At 66.4% G+C, this 18,340-nt stretch carries 13 protein-coding genes, 1 tRNA gene and 4 pseudogenes; 8 read left to right on the top strand and 10 right to left on the bottom strand.

Annotation, left to right across the window (positions count from 1 at the left end; translation table 11 throughout):
• The first annotated feature begins 16 nt into the window (after nt 1–16).
• Nucleotides 17–892: a hypothetical protein gene (locus tag ACFJIT_RS12375; RefSeq protein WP_379653777.1), complete on the top strand. Its 876-nt coding sequence runs from the start codon at nt 17–19 to the stop codon at nt 890–892.
• A gap of 134 nt (nt 893–1,026) precedes the next feature.
• On the opposite strand, the gene ACFJIT_RS12380 is transcribed toward ACFJIT_RS12375, so the two are convergent.
• The 6 genes and pseudogenes from ACFJIT_RS12380 to ACFJIT_RS12405 all read right to left on the bottom strand — a co-directional run bounded on the left by ACFJIT_RS12380 (nt 1,027) and on the right by ACFJIT_RS12405 (nt 6,684).
• Nucleotides 1,027–2,076, bottom strand: coding sequence for a hypothetical protein (locus ACFJIT_RS12380; RefSeq protein ID WP_379653778.1), 1,050 nt, complete (start codon nt 2,074–2,076; stop codon nt 1,027–1,029).
• 69 nt (nt 2,077–2,145) lie between these two features.
• Nucleotides 2,146–2,940 (bottom strand): SEC-C metal-binding domain-containing protein, encoded by a 795-nt coding sequence (locus tag ACFJIT_RS12385; RefSeq protein ID WP_379653779.1) that lies wholly within the window; start codon nt 2,938–2,940, stop codon nt 2,146–2,148.
• Nucleotides 2,941–3,020: 80 nt separating this feature from the next.
• Nucleotides 3,021–4,397, bottom strand: a complete 1,377-nt coding sequence (locus ACFJIT_RS12390) for a site-specific integrase (protein ID WP_379655772.1) — start codon at nt 4,395–4,397, stop codon at nt 3,021–3,023.
• Between the two features lie 24 nt (nt 4,398–4,421).
• A pseudogene (locus ACFJIT_RS12395) lies at nt 4,422–4,601 on the bottom strand (DUF6538 domain-containing protein); the annotation flags it as partial.
• 102 nt (nt 4,602–4,703) lie between these two features.
• A tRNA-Gly gene (locus tag ACFJIT_RS12400) sits at nt 4,704–4,777 on the bottom strand.
• 109 nt (nt 4,778–4,886) lie between these two features.
• Nucleotides 4,887–6,684: pseudogene (locus ACFJIT_RS12405) on the bottom strand (autotransporter domain-containing protein).
• A gap of 404 nt (nt 6,685–7,088) precedes the next feature.
• Here ACFJIT_RS12405 and trmB point away from each other — a divergent pair.
• The 3 genes and pseudogenes from trmB to ACFJIT_RS12420 all read left to right on the top strand — a co-directional run bounded on the left by trmB (nt 7,089) and on the right by ACFJIT_RS12420 (nt 10,144).
• A pseudogene (gene trmB / locus ACFJIT_RS12410) lies at nt 7,089–7,822 on the top strand (tRNA (guanosine(46)-N7)-methyltransferase TrmB).
• Nucleotides 7,823–7,858: 36 nt separating this feature from the next.
• Entirely contained in the window at nt 7,859–9,721 is a 1,863-nt protein-coding gene (locus ACFJIT_RS12415; protein WP_130515739.1) for an SLC13 family permease, read from the top strand.
• 18 nt (nt 9,722–9,739) lie between these two features.
• On the top strand, nt 9,740–10,144 hold the full coding sequence (locus ACFJIT_RS12420; RefSeq protein WP_379653780.1) for an ACT domain-containing protein: 405 nt from the start codon (nt 9,740–9,742) through the stop codon (nt 10,142–10,144).
• Nucleotides 10,145–10,384: 240 nt separating this feature from the next.
• Here the strand turns inward: ACFJIT_RS12420 and ACFJIT_RS12425 are convergent.
• Nucleotides 10,385–10,707: pseudogene (locus tag ACFJIT_RS12425) on the bottom strand (Rieske (2Fe-2S) protein).
• Nucleotides 10,708–10,790: 83 nt separating this feature from the next.
• Between ACFJIT_RS12425 and ACFJIT_RS12430 the strand changes: the two are divergent.
• The 4 genes from ACFJIT_RS12430 to ACFJIT_RS12445 all read left to right on the top strand — a co-directional run bounded on the left by ACFJIT_RS12430 (nt 10,791) and on the right by ACFJIT_RS12445 (nt 13,787).
• A complete protein-coding gene (locus tag ACFJIT_RS12430; protein WP_130515732.1) occupies nt 10,791–11,066 on the top strand; it encodes a hypothetical protein in 276 nt (91 codons plus the stop codon).
• A gap of 58 nt (nt 11,067–11,124) precedes the next feature.
• Nucleotides 11,125–11,832, top strand: a complete 708-nt coding sequence (locus ACFJIT_RS12435; RefSeq protein ID WP_130532376.1) for a fumarylacetoacetate hydrolase family protein — start codon at nt 11,125–11,127, stop codon at nt 11,830–11,832.
• 67 nt (nt 11,833–11,899) lie between these two features.
• Nucleotides 11,900–12,304, top strand: a complete 405-nt coding sequence (gene mscL / locus ACFJIT_RS12440) for a large-conductance mechanosensitive channel protein MscL (protein ID WP_130523292.1) — start codon at nt 11,900–11,902, stop codon at nt 12,302–12,304.
• A gap of 73 nt (nt 12,305–12,377) precedes the next feature.
• Entirely contained in the window at nt 12,378–13,787 is a 1,410-nt protein-coding gene (locus ACFJIT_RS12445; RefSeq protein ID WP_379653781.1) for a M28 family peptidase, read from the top strand.
• Nucleotides 13,788–14,117: 330 nt separating this feature from the next.
• On the opposite strand, the gene ACFJIT_RS12450 is transcribed toward ACFJIT_RS12445, so the two are convergent.
• From ACFJIT_RS12450 to cysD, 3 genes are all read right to left on the bottom strand, one after another.
• On the bottom strand, nt 14,118–14,972 hold the full coding sequence (locus ACFJIT_RS12450; RefSeq protein WP_379653782.1) for a TrmH family RNA methyltransferase: 855 nt from the start codon (nt 14,970–14,972) through the stop codon (nt 14,118–14,120).
• Nucleotides 14,973–15,333: 361 nt separating this feature from the next.
• Nucleotides 15,334–17,319, bottom strand: coding sequence for a sulfate adenylyltransferase subunit CysN (gene cysN, locus ACFJIT_RS12455; protein WP_379653783.1), 1,986 nt, complete (start codon nt 17,317–17,319; stop codon nt 15,334–15,336).
• On the bottom strand, nt 17,319–18,230 hold the full coding sequence (gene cysD, locus ACFJIT_RS12460) for a sulfate adenylyltransferase subunit CysD (RefSeq protein ID WP_379653784.1): 912 nt from the start codon (nt 18,228–18,230) through the stop codon (nt 17,319–17,321). The genes cysN and cysD overlap by 1 nt, the downstream gene beginning before the upstream one ends.
• Between the last annotated feature and the right edge of the window lie 110 nt (nt 18,231–18,340).

Raw genomic sequence — 18,340 nt, forward strand, 5'->3', positions numbered from 1 at the left:
GGACAGGGGGTGTCTAATGCATCAAGCGAAGGATCGCCGCGATGAACGCGACTATTCCGCCCAAGAAGTTGCACAGCTGCCTGCGGCCCAACGCCAGGCCCTGAAGCCTCATCTGCGCTGCCCGTATTGCCAGGCGACTGCTCACTTTCGAAGAGCATCGGCTCCGACTGCCAATAGGCGTGGACGGGTTGAGCATTTCTTCTGTCTCCCTCACGACGAAGATTGCGACATCACCCGCAGCTATGCCGATCCCTGGGACACCGAAGAGAGCGATCGCACCGTTGCCCAATGGGAGCAGCGCAATACCAAGTTAGTCGTGCGCATCATCTCCGTATCGGAAGAGGCTACCGACTCATCGGCTGAACCGGATGATGGAGATGAAAGCGAGAGCCACACACGCGGTGGCGGGGATCGGACCCGCTCAACCAACACCGTCTCTCGTGGACCACAGAAGCTCTTAGAGCAGCTGGTTGAGTGGCCAAGCTTCAAGACCAGTGCCTTGACTTTGCGCATGCCGGGTCCTGAGCACACGGAGATGCCGGTTCACGATGCTTTCGTGAGGTTTGAAACGGCCACCCTCGAAGACCACACTACGCGCTGGCACGGCTTCTGGGGCATCGTGCGGCCCCTGAGCTATTGGCAGCATGGCGAGACCTATTTCTCAAACTTTGGTGGCTTCAACACCAGTTTCCGAATTGCCATCCATAAGAGCCAGATTCCCGCGATCCTGGCCCGGCACGGGCTTACTCGAATCGAGGACATAGTGGGTCACTACCTCCTTCTCTTCGATCATGCTCGTAGGTCGACGTCAGGCCGCTTCATTGCTGATGTCAATTCGGTCAATCACATCGGCTTCTTGCTTGCCAATCAAGCGGTAGCCACCCAGAGCTAGGACCAAGCCAACTCGCGGTAGTTATAGGCGCCTGGTTTGGTCGCCGCTGGTCATCAGTGCAAGTTCTTTAGAAGGCCAAGACACCTAGACCATTGTCGGCGAAGACTACAACCGCAAGCTCAGCGCTATTGTTTTCATGGCGTGCTGGCGCTCTTCGGAGCAACGCCAATCGAAATGGGCATTCGGTAAAGAAGCGAGCCAATCTCTCCCTCACGATGCCAGCCATCTTCCGAAAAATAGTGCTGAACTACTCCATCGCGTCGGAAGACGTCCAGTGGAAGCGGATGGAAAGCGAAGGGATTGTGATAGATCTGCAGCCCATCAGAGACGACTTCTGAGGGCTCACCCACTCTGGCAACATGCCTCTCAGGTCCGTTCTCTCCCATTCGAAGCGTAGCGATGACCCCTTCTCTAAAGCTAGAAGACATCGCGACTGTCTTGCCCCAAGTTGCGGCACAAGAATAAAGAACAGCACTCACCTCAGCCCATCCTTCGTCCAAAAATATACCAAGGTCGATAGTTGCACCGTTGCTCTTCTCAATTGAATTCAACGCAACGCTTGGAGGATGGCCGCTTGGAAATGACTCGGGACTTGCGATGAATGCGTCCTCATCGACATAGTCGTTGTAGAGCAACGCACGGATAGGGCGATCGTATTGATGCTGGAATAATGGCTGCTCAAAAGGAGCCACCGCGATGACAAACGGCTTGCCAGCGACATGCCGAAGCCTGCTGTAAGACTGACCGTATTTGCGAACTTTTCCTGAAAGAGCGTTAGACAATCTCACCATCGCCACATGGTTTAATGGCCAAAACTCCTTCAGAGGAAGGTCGTTGACGTCAAACACAGGCTTGTCCCATTCGGGCCGCGCTCCAGAAGCTGCGTTAGCGGTCACTGCTTCAACAATGAACTCGCTCTGATGCGCTCTTACATTGAAGTCCGGGCTCGCGTGGGCCCAATCAAGTTCGAAGTCGTAGCTTCGTAACAACCCATGCAAGTAAAGTTCCCAAAAGGAGGAGTTGAAGGTCGTCTGAAACTCATGGACGAACTTGTTGTCTCGATCTGGGAATCCTTCGGCCCATGACTGAACAACGTTTCGCTCACCCTGTCGGTCTACTTCAAGGGCGTTCAGGAAATTTGGATGGAGCTTGCCGTGCTCAGTAATAGGCGTGAACAGATCCATGTCGTTACTCCCCCGCTGTGACGCTTGTGTTTACCGAGCAGGAAAGCAGGCTACCTGCGCGCCTCGAACTCACCCAAGCGCGCCACAGCAGCGCTTGTGCCTTCGTCCGCTGCCGCACGGGCATGCCTGATTTCGACGGACCAAATGGGAAGCCGCTTCCAACTCGCGGGCACGCGCTTGCGCCGCTTCTCCGACCTGGATCGTCATTCCACCGACCCTCATCCCCTCGTTGATCTGGCTCACCTTGCTCGGGTAGCTCGGGTCTAACGACCTCAGAACCTCGTGACAAATCTGGCGAAGCGCCGCCTTCTCTGGTCCCTCCATCGGAGTCTCTGTGTTGCCATCTGAATAGACCCATCCAAGCGAATTGTTGCGCGACAAATCGCTATACGCGGAGTTAAGCTCGGGATCGACGTGCGCGCCGCCATCCTGATTGGCCACCCTCAATACGATATCCCTTCTGCTGAAGGTTTGCTGCTTGCCATCCTTGAAGACGATTGACGCCCACCAAGTCTTGAAATCGGCCTCAGGAAACGGAAGGAAAGGACTGTCATCCAACATCGCCACATACTTTGCACCCCCGTCGCCAATACGCATGGCGACAAGCCCGCTGTGCCCCAGGAGATTGTTCTCATTGACGGGAGGGGAAGAATCACAAAAGCGTGTCTCATTCAAGCTACCAAGCTGCCCAAGCAATGAATGCGACGACTTCGTATCGTGGAGGAGAACGCGCAGCGAGGCCGCGATCCGCTTAGCCTCCCCTTCGAATCCTCGGTCAAAAGAATCAGCCGACGCCTTCAAAAATCTCAAGTGGTCCTGCAAGTGCTGCTCTAGCTCGGCTTGCGACTGTAGATAGTTCGTCATACTGCCTCTCGACTAAAGAGTTATTTTACGACAAATTTCTCGACCGACTTAGGCCAAACCCTACATTTTTGAAGCGAGCCTCACGAATGGAATGAATCGGACCTGAGCTGCGTAAACATCTGCCCCTTTGCGTAAGCGGGTAAGGGTATTTCTAACTGAAACTTCGCCAGTGTCTCCACGCGCTTAGCCAAGGTCGCGGTCTGCGCAATATGGATGTAGTGGTTGTCCAAGGTTGGCACTTGGTTGGGGACCGTATGCCCCGTAATCATCGCAATGTCCATTGATGCAACACCGGCTTCGGCAAGTGTTGTGGACATCGTGTGCCGGAACGAGTGAAACGCGGTGCCCTTCTCGATCCCAATGGTCTTCATATAGGCAGCGAACTGCCGAGACAGCTGCCGTCCATAGCCTTTCCCATTCGGCGTGCCGTCTTTCTTGGTGCCAGCGGGCAGGTGTGGAAACAGTCTTGGGTGACCGGTTTGGCGCATGTCTTCGACGAAATCCAAGAAGCCGGCGTTAAGGACGGGCTCTGCCAACGGCACGAAGCGGATGGACGACTTGTTCTTGATCTTCTGCGCGCCCTTGGCACCTCTGGCACTTTTCCAGAAGAACACCCCCCAGACGCCATTGATCTGGCGCACATCGTCCAGGTAAAGCTGCGCGATCTCGTTCACCCTGGCGCCTGTGTAAAGGCCCAAAATCGCGCCCCACCATCGGTGTGGATACTTTGCCCAGCGCCTGAATCGCTCAGGCTCGAACATCTTGGACAGCTCTTCGGGGGTAAACGGCCGCCCCGTATCCAAATCGGTGGAGGTGTCCAGATCCGCATCGAGTGCTTTGAGCGGGTTCTTAGTCAGCAGATCCATCTTGACCAAGCCATTCAAGAACGCCCCAAGGCGCTGATGATGCTTGTTGAGCGTGTGCTTTGAGGGCTGCTGGACTTGACGCTTCTTGCCCTCGGCAATGATGTCGAGCACGCTCATGCCGCGAAATTCAGGCCGAATTGTCGCGCGCTCTGGCCACCAGCGAACCGCATCCAAGAACGCTCTGGCGTGAGCGACTTTGATGGTTGAGACGGGAATGTCTCCCGTCACCGCGAGGAAGATGCGCAGCGAATGGCGGCTTTCGGTGATGGTGTCAGACGCCAACTGACGGCGTTCCAGATCGGCCAGATGGTTGGCGATTTCATCTGACAGCTTGGGGCTATCAGGCTCGGGGGCAGGCGTTGCCACTTGCGCAGCGAGCTTTGGGGCTTGAACGGCAATCGGCCCTTGGTTGTTTGGATCCTCTAGCGCCGCGCGCACAGCTTGGATGAAATCGAGCGTGTCCTCTCGGCCCCTGGCCTCAACATCACCGAAGTTGACGCGCCCGATCTGGACGCCTGAGGCAGTCCATTCACGCGTCGTGCCGCTATCGGCAGCGCGCTGAGCGCTTTCGAGCAACTTCTTGATGTCCACCACGGCGACTCCTTGCCGAACTCCCTCGAACCAGGAGGAGAGTGCCACGGCCATGCTGGCAGCGGCTAGGCGTGCATGGTCACCTCGACGGGCGCCCAAGGAGCGAACAATGAAGCGCGAGCCGACTTGGCCGCGCAGATCAGCAGGAACCAGGAAGCGAACGACAAGCCCCGATGGACGCGTTAGAAGATAGGGCTTGGGCACGAAACGATACCTCAGACGATACCTTTGGAGTGGGTATCGCTTGCGGATATCGCCGCAAAAATTCCCTTTGAAATCAATCGCATGAGGCGCGATTTAGGGAAGTGGAGCGGGTGAAGGGAATCGAACCCTCGTCAGTAGCTTGGGAAGCTACAGCTCTACCATTGAGCTACACCCGCGTCGGGTGGGCAGTCTATGCGCTGGCCGGCGGCCGGCGCAACGCCGTCGAGCGATGCACCGCCCGGCGCGGGGCCGGGCGGTGCGGTCCGGCAGGCCGGACCGGATGGATCAGAAGCTGCCGCCCAGGCTGACGAACACGCCCGAGTCGTTGGCGCTGCTCTGGCCGATGGTGCTGCGCGCGCCGAAGTCGGCGTTCAGGCCGGCGACGTGGCCGCGGGCGCCGACCACGACCACGCCGTAGTCCTGGTCGAAGCTCACGCCCGGCACCGCGTAGCGCATCGCGCCGGGGATGGACTGCAGCGAGGCCCGAGGCCTGGGCCGGGCTGTCCTCGAACTCGCGGTTGTAGGTGGCCTGCACGTACGGCGTCCAGGTCGGCGAGATGTCGAAGCTGGCGCTCCAGCCGGCGCTGCCGATCAGCGAATCGAACTTCTGGTTGGGGAAGGACAGCGCCGTGGAGGACAGGTTGTTCTCGTCGTAGCCGTCGACCTTGATCGTCTGCGAGACCAGGCCCAGCACCGGGCCGGTATGCCAGGGGCCGCCCTGATTGAAGTCGAAGCCGGCGTTGATCGTCGCGGTGAAGTTGCTGCCGTCCGGCGAGCCTTCCTGCTTGCGCGTGGCCGTGCCCAGCTGGATCTGGCGGGTCACATCGAAGCTCAGCCAGGTGTAGCTCAGCTGCGCATTGACCCAGGCGCCGCGCCCGGCCCACTGCGCGAACACGCCGGCGGTGGTGTCTTCCTGGTCGAACTTGCCGCTGGAGTGGCCGAAGTCCTGCTTGCCCTTGCCGTAGCCGGCGAAGGCGCCCAGGGTCCAGCCGTTCTGCGCCCAATCGACGCCGAACAGCCCGGCCGGCGTGGTGCCGTCGTACAGGTCCCCGTCCTGCTGGCGCTGGCGGTCGGCACGCAGGTCGCCCCACCAGCTCCAGCCCTGCGCCTGGCCGGTGGTGTCGGCGTGCATGGACACGCGCTCGGCGCGCGAATAGCCCACCACCGAGGCCGAGTGCGGCAGCACGGCGATCTGGCGCGGGCCTTCCAGCACCGACAGCGCGTACTGGCCCAGCAGCTGGTGCGCGGCGGTGCTCGGATGCACGCCGTCGGCGAACACGTAGTCGGTGTTGGCGGTCGGGGTGACGTAGTTGAGCGGGCTGCAGGTCACCGAGGACATCGCGCCACAGGCCGTGCCGGTGGCATTGGTGAAGCCATACGCGGCCGGGTTACTGGTGACCTCGTCGATCAGGGTGAAGGTGTCCAGCGGAATCACGCGCAGGCCCGAGGCGGCCAGGCCGTTGAACAGCGCGGTGTTGTAGCCCGTGGCCAGCTGGGTGCCGGCGGCCGAGGTCGCCGCGCCGCCTGCGAGGAACTGCGGGGTCTTGCCCAGGTCCGGGATGGTCGGCACCAGCACGTACTGCGCGCCGGCCGCCTGCAGCCGGCCGATCACGCCCACCTGCGCGGTCACCGCCGAGCCGATGATGGTCTGGGCCTGCGCCGGCGCCTGGGCCGCGGCGAACAGGTCGTTGGCGCCGCCCCACACGGTGTACAGCGCCTTGGCGTCGGCGACGCCGCCGGTCTTGGTCAGGTAGCTGTTCACCTGCGACACGATCGACGGGGACGGGCCCAGCGCGGTGTTGACCGTCGCGTTCACGCGCGCGCCGCCCACCGCGTAGTTGGTGCCGCCCTGGTTGTCGCTGGTCGCGTTGGTGCCGTAGAAGTCGGCCACGTACTCGCCCCACACCAGACCCGGGTTGGTGGTGAAGCGGCCGACGATGGCCGCCGACGGGCCGGCGACCTGGATCAGGGCCGGGCGGAAGTGACCCGAGTCGGTCAGGCTGTCGCCGAAGAACACGGTCTGCGAATAGGCCGGCTGCTCGGCCTGCGCCGGCACGGCGAACGCGGCCAGGGCGACGACCACCGCTGCGGACAGGGTGGACAGGGAACGGGGTGCGGACATGCGATCCTCCAACGGATCAGAAGAAGAACAAGGATGCGGTGGCCGCCATACGGCGGCGCACTGGCAGCAATGGTTCATCTTGCGCTGCGGCAACTCACGCTGCAGTGCGGCATGGCGCCCGCCATCGACAGGCAGGCAAGGGACACGCGGCGACAAGGGGCGCCACAGGCGCGATGCTCGACTCGAGCGAAGCCTTGGCCCGGCGGACAGATCAGGCTGCAGCCGCCTAACGGCGGCGACCACGCGATCCTGGCGGCGAGTTGGGCGATAATTCGTCTCATGTCGTCCCTGCCCCCGCCCTTCACGCCGGTCGTCTGCGCGATCACCGGTCACCGTCGCCACGCCGCCCCAGGACCGATCGGCCGATGACCGATCCGTTCTCCAGCCCCGGCGCCAAGGCCCCGGCCAAGCCGTTCACCGTCACCGAAGGCCGTCGCGAGATCCGCAGCTTCGTGCTGCGCGGAGGCGCTTCACCGAGGCCCAGCAGCGCGCGTTCGACGTGCAGTGGCCGCGCTTCGGCCTGGACTACACCGGCCAGCTGCGCGATTTCGACGCGGTGTTCGGTCGCGCCGCGCCGCGGGTGGTGGAGATCGGTACCGGCAACGGCGATGCGCTGCGCTTCGCGGCCAGGCAGGACCCGTCGCGCGACTACCTCGGCATCGAGGTGCACGCCCCGGGCGTGGGCCGGCTGCTCAACGCGCTGGAAGCCGACGGCAGCGACCATGTGCGCGTCTACCATCACGATGCGGTGGAAGTGCTGCGCAACGAGGTGGCCGACGGCAGCCTGGACGAGGTGCGCATCTATTTCCCGGACCCCTGGCACAAGAAGCGCCACAACAAGCGCCGGCTGGTCCAGCCCGAGTTCGCCGCGCTGCTGGTGCGCAAGCTGGCCCCGACCGGCCGCCTGCACTGCGCGACCGACTGGGAGGCCTATGCCGAGCACATGTGGGACGTGCTCGACGCCACGCCGGGCCTGCGCAACCGCGCCGGCGCGCGCGGCAGCGTGCCGCGCCCGGACTGGCGCCCGCAGACCCACTTCGAGACCCGCGGGCAGAAGCTCGGCCACGGCGTCTGGGACCTGCTCTATGACCGCTGCTGACGAACCGCCCTCGCCCACCGGGGCATCCGCCGCGTAATGGACACCGGCCTGACGCTGACCAACGACATGCGCCTGGTGCTGGGGCTGGTCGGCTTCGTCATGGTGATGTTCCTGTTCGAGCGCATCCGCGCCGACGTGGTCGCGCTGGTCGTGCTGGTGGTGCTGGGCCTGACCGGGCTGGTCGCGCCGGAGGAGATCTTCGGCGGCTTCTCCGGTAACGCGGTGATGAGCATCATCGCCACCACCATCCTGGGCGCGGGCCTCGAGCGCACCGGCGCACTGAACCGGCTGGCGTCCTGGCTGCTACGGCGCGGACATGGGGTGGAACAGCGGCTGCTGCTGCTGACCACGGCCATCGCCGGGCTCAACTCCTCGTTCATGCAGAACCCCTCGGTGATGGCGCTGTACCTGCCGGTGGCCGCGCGCCTGTCCTCGCGCACCACGCTCAACCTGCAGCGCCTGCTGCTGCCGATCGCCTCGGCCATCGTCATGGGCGGCGCGCTGACCATGGTCGGCAATTCGCCGCTGATCCTGCTCAACGACCTGATGATCTCGGCCAACAACAACCTGCCCTCGGGCATGGCCACGCTGGAGCCGCTGCGCATGTTCGCGCCGCTGCCGATCGGCGTGGCGCTGGTGCTGGCCTCGCTGGCGTACTTCCGCTTCTACGGCGATGCCAAGCTGCAGCGCGAGACCACCACGTCCACGAGCTCGACGCCGGCCCGCACCGAGAGCTACTTCGCCAGCACCTACGGCATCGAGGGCGAGGTGTTCGAGCTGACCGTCAGCGCCGACAGCCCGCTGGTCGGCATGACACTGGGCGAGGCCGAGACGCTGCACGGCGCGCCGCTGATGCTGGCCCTGCAGACCGGCAACGACACGCGCCTGGCGCCGCCGGCGGACATGCGCATCTGGGTCGGCAGCGTGCTGGGCGTGATGGGCAGGCGCGCCGAGGTGGCCGACTTCGCGCAGAACCAGTTCCTGCGCATGTCCTCGCGCCTGCGCCACTTCGGCGACCTGTTCAATCCCAGCCGCGCCGGCATCTCCGAGGCGGTGATCCCGCCGACCTCGCGCTTCATCGGCAAGACCGCCGCCGAGCTGGCGCTGCGCAAGCAGGCCGGCATCAGCCTGCTGGCGATCAACCGCGACAAGAAGGTGTTGCGCGAGGACGTGCGCAAGGTGCCGCTGCGCGCCGGCGACATGCTGGTGTTCCACAGCATCTGGCAGGACCTGGCCGCCGCGGCCAAGGGCGGCGACTTCGTGGTGGTCACCGACTACCCCAAGGGCGAGCAGCGTCCGCACAAGTTCAAGATCGCCATGGCGATCTTCGCCCTGACCATCATCATCGCGCTGACCTCGCACATCCCGGTGGCGCTGATCCTGATGACCGGCGTGGCCGGCATGCTGCTGACCGGCGTGCTGCGCATGGACGAGGCCTACGCGGCGATCAACTGGAAGACCGTGTTCCTGATGGCCGGGCTGATCCCGCTGGGCTGGGCGATGGATTCCAGCGGCGCGGCCGCCTGGGTCGCCGGCCACACCATCGAGCGCCTGCCCGACGGGCTGCCGGTGTGGGTGCTGGAGATCGCCATCGCTCTGCTGACCACGGCCTTCTCGCTGGTGATCAGCCATGTCGGCGCGACCATCGTCATGGTGCCCATCGCGATCAGCCTGGCGCTGGCCGCCGGCGGCAACCCGACCTCGTTCGCGCTGATCACGGCGCTGTCGGCGTCCAACAACCTGATGACCGCCTCCAACCCGGTGATCTCCATGGTCACCGGCCCGGCCAACTACACCGCGCGCCAGATGTGGCGCGTGGGCGGGCCGATGTCGCTGATCTACACCTGCGTGGTGGTGGCGATGGTCAACCTGATGTCGTGGTGGGCGACCCGTGCCTGAGTGCGAGGCGCACGCGGCATGGCGCTGACGCTGCGCCTGCTGGGGCTGACCTCCGCGGTGTGCCGCCTGCCGGCCGGCGCGCCGCTGCCGGAGTGGTGCGCGCCGGCCGCGCAGACGCATATCAGCTGGACCGAGGAGGAGCTGTCGATCGTCTGCGACGAGGGGCGCGTGCCGGAAGACGTGCAGTGCGAGCGCGGCTGGCGCACGCTGATGCTGCACGGCCCGTTCGCCTTCGAACTCACCGGCATCCTGGCCCAGGTGCTGCAGCCGCTGGCGCAGGCCGGGGTCGGCATCTTCGCCGTCTCGACCTTCGACACCGACTATGTGCTGGTCAAACAGTCGCAGCTGGAGGCGGCCATCGCGGCGCTGCGCGCGGCCGGGCACACCGTGCTGGACCAGGGCCTTTCCTCAATTCCTGGGTAGGCCGCGTTGGCGCTGCAAGGCTGTCAGGTTTGCGTCGCGCGGCGCAGGCTTGACTGGCCGTCAGGCCAAGCCGCGCGGCGCGAAGATGGCGGCCTTGCAGCGCCAACCCGAAGGGCCGCCCTTGCGCGCACCCGGGACAGCGTCATTGCTCGGTCGTGGACGGACGTCCACTCCCTCCCGCTTCCTTGCCCCGGGCACGCGCAAGGGCGGCGCGACCTACCCAGGAATTGAGGAAAGGCCCTAGCCCAGCACTACCTGCCCGTCGCGCACCTGAACCGGCACCTGGCTGAGCGCCTCGCCGCGGCACGGCCCGGACAGACATTGACCGCCTTGTAATTCGAACGTGGCCCCATGCGCGGCGCACACCAGATGGCCCTGCGTGGTCAGCAGGAACTTGCCCGGGGCCCAGTCCAGGCGCCGCCCCGCATGCGGGCAGACATTGCGCCAGGCGCGCACCTGGGGCCCTGGCGGACCAGGAGCAGCGATTCGGCGCCGTCGTCCAGCGTGGCTTCCACCTCGGTGGGCTGGCCGTCAGCGAGACTGTCGAAAGGGATCGGATCCATGCAGGGCTTAACGAAGGTTTCACACGTCCGGCGGGCGGCTCGCCATACTGGCATCCGTTCGCCACACATTCTGTCACGAGCCCATGATCCGCACCTTCTCCTTCGACTCTCAGCGCCTGCGCAACGCGTTTGCGCCGCGCAAGCCCCGGCATCCGCTGCTGCGCGTGGTCGTCGGCCTGCTGGGGCTGGCGGTGCTAGCGGTGCTGGTGTTCTTCGGTTTGTTCGTCGGCGCGGCCATGCTCGCCGCCGGCATGGCCTATCGCCTGCTGCGCCCTCGGGCGCGCGCCAACGCGCAGCAGCGCGTGGTGGAAGGCGAATACCAGGTCGTACGCAAGCAGGCCCTGCCCCTCTCGCACTGAAGGCGCGTCAAGCGCCTTACACTCGCGTTCCTCTTTAGCGTGATCGAGGAACGCCCAGATGTCCGATGTGATTCCCGCGCCCGAGCAGGCGCGCGTGCCGGTACGCGGCGGCGGCACCTTCCCGGTGCACCGCATCTACTGCGTCGGCCGCAACTTCGCCGACCATGCGCGCGAGATGGGCGCCACCGCGCCGGCCTCGAAGGCCGAACGCGGCCAGCCGGTCTTCTTCTCCAAGCCGGCCGATGCCATCGTCACCGGCGATCGCACCATCCCCTACCCGCCCGGCACGGCCGACCTGCACCATGAGGTCGAGCTGGTCGTCGCGCTGGGCCAGGACGCGCCGGCCGGCGTGCTCGAAGGCGAGGCCGGCAACGCGCTGATCTACGGCTATGCCGTGGGCCTGGATCTGACCCGCCGCGATCTGCAGGCCGCGGCCAAGAAGGCCGGCCTGCCCTGGGACACCGGCAAGGCCTTCGATCACTCCGCGCCGATCAGCCAGATCGTGCCCGCTGCGCAGGTCGGGGCGCTGCAGGACGCCGTGATCGCGCTGACCGTCAACGATCAGGTGCGCCAGCGCGGCACGCTGCACGACATGATCTGGAACGTGCCGGAGATCCTGCACGAGCTGTCCAAGCTCTATGCGCTCAAGGCGGGCGACCTGGTCTTCATGGGCACGCCCTCCGGCGTCGGCGCGCTGCAGCGTGGGGACACGTTCGTGGCCACGCTGGAGGGGGTGGGCGAACTGCGCGGCGCGATCGGCGTTTGACTCCGCGCGCACGTGGGGTCCGGTAACGTTGCCGGACCTTCCCCCGAGCCTTCAGGAGAGACGAGAGATGGGCATGCTCAGCGAATTCAAGACCTTCGCCATGCGCGGCAACGTGGTGGATCTGGCGGTCGGTGTGGTGATCGGTGCGGCCTTCGGCAAGATCGTCACCTCGCTGGTGGACAAGATCATCATGCCGCCCATCGGTCTGCTGATCGGCGGCATCGATTTCTCCAGGCTCGCCTGGGTGCTCAAGCCGGCCACCATCGGTGCCGATGGCAAGGAGATCCCCGCGGTGGTGATCGGCTACGGCGATTTCCTCAATACGCTGGTGCAGTTCATCATCGTGGCGTTCGCGATCTTCCTGGTGGTCAAGGCGATCAACCGTCTGGCGCCGAAGAAGGAGGCCGCCCCGGCCGCCACGCCGGAAGACGTGCTGCTGCTGCGCGAGATCCGCGACTCGCTCAAGAGGTAAGCCTCGGGCGGCGGCGAGCGAGGCAAGCGGCGGCTGTTAAGCTCGCCGCTCCCCCACTCGCGAGCCTGCCTGCATGCGTCGTTCGATCCTGTCCTGCGCCCTCTTGCTGTGCGCCTCGTTTCCACTGCAGGCCGCCGGCCCGACCACGATCCCCGACGCGGCACTCAAACGCGCCGACGCGCTGCGCCAGCAGGCGCTGGCCGACGATACCGGCTGGAAGGTCGTCGAATCGCTGACCACCGAGGTCGGCCCGCGTCTGGCGGGCAGCGAGGCCGATGCGCGTGCGGTGGCCTGGGCGCAGGCCAAGTTCAAGCAGCTCGGCTTCGACAAGGTGTGGACCGAACCGGTGACCTTCCCCAAATGGGAGCGCCGTAGTGAGCATGCCCAGGTGCTGGGCGCCAACGCGCAGCCGCTGCTGGTGACCGCGCTGGGCGGCAGCGCCGGCGGCACGGTCGAAGGCGAGATCGTGCGCTTCGCCGACCTGGACGCGCTGCAGGCCGCGCCGGCCGGGTCGCTGGCCGGCAAGATCGCCTTCGTCGACTTCCAGATGCACAAGAAGCAGGACGGCGGCGATTACCGCTATGGCGGCGGGATCCGCGGACGCGGCCCGTCGGAGGCGATCAAGAAGGGCGCGATCGGCTTTCTGATGCGCTCGGCCGGCACCACGCCGCATCGCGTGGTCAATACCGGCATCACCCGCTACGAGGAAGGGCTGACGCCGATCCCGGCGGCGGCGGTGTCGATTCCCGACGCCGACCAGCTGGCGCGCCTGGTCGCGCGCGGCCCGGTGAAGGTGCGCCTGGCGCTGGACTGCGGCTGGGACGGCCAGGCCACCAGCTACAACGTGATCGGCCAGATCACCGGGCGCAGCAAGCCCGGCGAGATCGTGCTGACCGGTGGGCATCTGGATTCGTGGGATCTGGGCACGGGCGCCATCGACGATGCGGCCGGCATCGGCATTTCCATGGCCGCCGCCAGACTCGCCGGCCAGCTGCGCCCGGCGCGCACGATCCGCGTGGTCGCCTTCGCCAACGAGGAGCAGGGCCTGTACGGCGGCCGCGCCTACGCGCAGGCGCACGCCAAGGAGATCGCCCAGCACGTCATCGCCGCCGAGAGCGACTTCGGCGCGGATCACATCTATGGCTTCAGCAGCAATGCCGACGCCCATGCCAAGGGCGCGATCGAGACGATCGCCGCCGCGCTCAAGCCGCTGGATGTGGCCTATCTGCCCGGCCAGGGCGATCCGGAGTCGGACATCGGCCCGATGGCCCAGCTCGGCATGCGCTGGGCCTGGCTGGGCCATGACGGCACCGACTACTTCGACCTGCACCACAACGCGGACGACACGCTGGACAAGATCGACCCGAAGGTCCTGGCGCAGAACGTCGCCGCCTACGCGGTGTTCCTGTACCTGGCGGCGGAAGCGAAGGGCGATTTCGGCAGCGCGCCGGTGCCGGCGGGGACGAACAAGGAAGCGCACTGAGTCGCGGGTTCGCTCCTTGCCGTCGCGCTCGACTACGCAGACCCAAAGCCGCCGGTAGTCTCCTACCGTCGTTCCCGCGCACGCGGGAACCCATGGACTTTTGCTTTTCGCGGCAAGCAGCGCTATCCCCCCGAAAACGCGAGGACGAGCGATAGACCCTGTGGGAGCCGCCATGGCGGCGATGAAGCTTTCCCGGTAAGGCCACTCCCCGCCATGGCGGCTCCCACCAGGCATCACCTCGGCGGGTTCGCTGATGCGCCTCGTCAGGTGTGCCGAGATCGATCCACACGAGGCCCAGCGGCATGCGCCATATGGCCGCCCGCCCGCGTATCAACCGCCTCGCGCGCGCCCGCTCGCCCATTGCGCCAGCAGCACGGCGGTGGCCGCGGCGACGTTGAGGCTCTCCACGCGGCCGGTGCCGGGGATGGACAGGGCCAGGTCGCAGGCCTTGGCCAGGCCGCGGTCCATGCCCTCGCCTTCGGCGCCCATCACATAGACCAGCCGCTGCGGCAGCCGCGCGGCGAACAGGTCGCCACCGCCGTGCACCAGCGTGGCGGCCAGGCCGAAGCCGGCGGCGCGCAGCGGGGCGAACGCGTCCGCGGGGGCGCCGGCCTGCACCAGCGTCACCGCCTCGGCGCCGCCTTCGGCCACGCGCGCGGCGGCACCGGACAACGCCAGCGGCGAATCCTGCGGCAGCAGCACGCCGGCCACGCCGAAGTGCGCGGCCGACCGCAGGATCGCGCCGAAGTTGTGCGGATTGCCCACCCCGTCCAGCCACAGCGCCAGCGCCGGGCCGGCCGGCAGCGCCTCGAGCCAGGCATCAAGCGACAGCGGCGCGCGCCGCAGCACGTCGGCCACGACGCCTTCGTGATGGCTGCTGGCGGCGAGCCGGTCCAGGTCGCCCTCTTCGACCACGCGATAGCCCACGCGGTTGGCCACGCACCAGGCCAGGATCGGCTTGAGCGCCGGCACGCGCGCCTGGGTCAGGTAGAGCTTGCGCAGCGCCTCGGGCCGCGCGTCGAACAGCGCACGCACCGCGTTGAGGCCGTACAGGCGCACTTCCTCGCCGCGCCGGACGGGACGTGCGGGCGCCTGCGGCCCCTCGGGCGGCGCGCGTTCGCCGTCGGGCGCCTTGCGGGCAACCGGCGGACGGCGCGGGGGGAGCTTCTGCCAGGGGCCGGTCATGCGTGCACCAGCGGGAAAGCGGAGAGGAAAGACTTCATGGGACGTCCGCCGGCGCGCGGCGGTGAGGGCAACTGGATGCCTACCTTACCCGAAGCGTCGGCAGAGACCGCTTCGCACAGCGGAGCGGCGGCCGATGGGAGGGGCGTTCGATGCGCGTGCACGGGTCGGCGTGGCGCCACCTGTAGAGCGGAGCTTGCTCCGCTGGGGCCTTCCCTAGGAGACAAACGAAGATCAGCGGAGCTTGCTCCGCTGGAGCCTTCCCCACGAACCGAACGGAGAGCAGCGGAGCAAGCTCCGCTCTACAGGGAGGCCGCGAATTGAGATGGGAGACAGTGGCTCCCACGCCCACGGGGCAGTCCAGTCAGGCGAGGCCGAGGTGGTCCAGAACGCGCTCGGCCATCTGGTCGGTGGATTCCTCGGCGGCGTGCAGATGCAGTTCCGGTGCCTCGGGGGCCTCGTAGGGCGAGTCGATGCCGGTGAAGTTGGGGATCTTGCCGGCGCGCGCCTTGGCATACAGGCCCTTGACGTCGCGCGCTTCGGCCACGGCCAGCGGCACATCGACGAAGACCTCGACGAACTCGCCCGGCGCGAAGCGTTCGCGCGCCATGCGCCGCTCGGCGCGGAACGGCGAGATGAAGCTCACCAGCACGATCAGCCCGGCGTCGGCCATCAGCCGCGCGACCTCGGCCACGCGCCGGATGTTCTCCACGCGATCCTCGTCGGTGAAGCCCAGGTCGCGATTCAGGCCGTGGCGCACGTTGTCGCCGTCGAGCAGGAAGGTGTGGTGGCCCGCGGCGTGCAGCCGCTTCTCGACGCGGTTAGCGATGGTGGACTTGCCGGCGCCGGACAGGCCGGTGAACCACAGCACGCGCGGGGTCTGGCCCTTGATCCGCGCCCGCGCGGCCTTGTCCACGTCCAGATGCTGCCAGTGCACGTTGCCGGCGCGGCGCAGGGCGAAGTCCAGCGTGCCCGCGCCGACGGTGGCATTGGTCTGGCGGTCGATCAGGATGAAGCCGCCCAGCGCGCGGTTGCGCGCATAGGGCTCGAAGGCGATCGGGGCGTCCAGCGACAGGTTGCACACGCCCACTTCGTTGAGTTCCAGGCGCTTGGCGGCCAGCGCCTCCTGGGTGTTCACGTCGATGCGGTGCTTGATCTCGCTGACGCTGGCCGGCACGGTGCGCGCGCCGATCTGCAGCCAGTAAGGGCGGCCCGGCAGCAGCGGCGCATCGTCCATCCACAGCAGATGGGCGGCGAACTGGTCGGACACCTCGGGCGGGTCGCCGGCGGCGGCGATCACATCGCCGCGGCTGATGTCGATCTCGTCGGCCAGGGTCAGCGTCACCGCCTGGCCGGCGCGGGCGAACGGCACGTCGCCATTGGCATCCAGCACCCTGGCCACGGTCGAACGTCGCGCCGAGGGCAGCACCACCACCGCATCGCCCGGGCGCACCTCGCCGGCGGCGAGGGTGCCGGCGAAGCCGCGGAAGTTCGCGTGCGGGCGGTTGACGTACTGCACCGGCAGGCGCAGGCCGAGCGTCTGCGTCGCGTCGTCCAGCGTCAGCGTGTCCAGGTGTTCCAGCAGGCTGGGACCGTCATACCAAGGCGTGCGCGACGAGCGGCTGGACAGGTTGTCGCCCTCCAGCGCCGAGAGCGGGATCGCCTGCACCTGCGCGATGCCGAGCTGCTCGGCCAGCGCGCCGTAGTCGCGCACGATGGCGTCGAACACGGCCTGGTCGAAGTCGACCAGGTCCATCTTGTTCACCGCCAGCACCACGTGCCGCAGGCCCAGCAGCGAGACGATGTAGCTGTGCCGGCGCGTCTGGGTCTGCAGGCCCTTGCGCGCGTCGACCAGCACCACGGCCACGTCGGCGGTGGAGGCGCCGGTGGCCATGTTGCGCGTGTACTGCGCATGACCCGGGCAGTCGGCCACGATGTACTTGCGCCGCTCGGTATCGAAATAGCGGTAGGCCACGTCGATGGTGATGCCCTGCTCGCGCTCGGCGGCCAGGCCGTCGAGCAGCAAGGCGTAGTCGATGCGCGCGCCCTGCGTGCCATGGCGGCGGCTGTCGCTTTCCAGCGCGGCCAGCTGATCGTCGAACAGCCGCTTGCTGTCGTGCAGCAGCCGCCCGATCAGCGTGCTCTTGCCATCGTCCACGCTGCCGCAGGTGATGAAGCGCAGCAGCGGCTTGGATTCGTGCTGCCGCAGGTAGGCTTTGACGGCTTTGTCGTCGGGATTGGGGATTGGGAATTCGGGATTGGCAACGGCGCTTCCTCCCGTTGCCGCATCCGCCAGCAGGCCGCGCTTTTGCGAATCCCCAATCCCCAATCCCGAATCCCTGCCTTCCATCAGAAATACCCTTCCAGCTTCTTCTGCTCCATCGACGCGCCCGGATCCTGGTCGATCACGCGGCCCTGGCGCTCGGAGCTGGTGGCCACCAGCATCTCGGCGATGATCTTCTCCAGGGTGTCGGCCTGCGACTCGATCGCGCCGGTCAGCGGATAGCAGCCCAGCGTGCGGAAGCGCACCGACTTCAGCTGCGGCACCTCGCCCTCGCGCAGCGGCAGGCGTTCGTCGTCGACCATGATCAACGCGCCGTCGCGTTCGACCACCGGGCGCCTGGCGGCGAAGTACAGCGGCACCACCGGGATGCGCTCGCGGTAGATGTAGAGCCAGATGTCCAGCTCGGTCCAGTTGCTCAAGGGGAAGGCGCGCACGCTCTCGCCGGGGTGGATGCGGGCGTTGTAGAGGTTCCACAGCTCGGGGCGCTGGTGCTTGGGGTCCCAGCGGTGCCTGTCGTTGCGGAAGGAGAACACGCGTTCCTTGGCCCGTGCCTTCTCCTCGTCGCGGCGCGCGCCGCCGATGGCCGCGTCGAACTTGTATTGATCCAGCGCCTGCTTCAGGCCCTGGGTCTTCATGATGTCGGTGTGGACCGTGGCGCCGTGACTGAACGGACCGACGTTCTGCGCCACGCCATCCGGGTTGATGTGCACGCGCAGCTCGACGCCGGTCTCGGCGGCGCGACGGTCGCGGAAGGCGATCATCTCGCGGAACTTCCAGCGCGTGTCCACGTGCAGCAGCGGGATCGGCGGCACCGCCGGGGCGAAGGCCTTGAGCAGCAGGTGCAGCAGCACCGAGGAATCCTTGCCGACCGAATACAGCATCACCGGGTTGCGGAACGCGGCGGCCACCTCGCGCAGGATGTGGATGCTCTCGGCCTCCAGGCGGTCGAGATGGGACAGGGTCGGCACAGCGCTCATCGGCTCGGGTGGAGAGGAACGGGGCCCGGACGCAGCGGGGACCGGACTCGGACGGTGGGCCGGCAGTATTGGCACCGCTTATTCCCGGACGAAATAAGCAGGGAGCATAA

It is taken from the genome of Pseudoxanthomonas sp. UC19_8, assembly GCF_042700505.1.
Classification (GTDB): domain Bacteria; phylum Pseudomonadota; class Gammaproteobacteria; order Xanthomonadales; family Xanthomonadaceae; genus Pseudoxanthomonas_A; species Pseudoxanthomonas_A winnipegensis.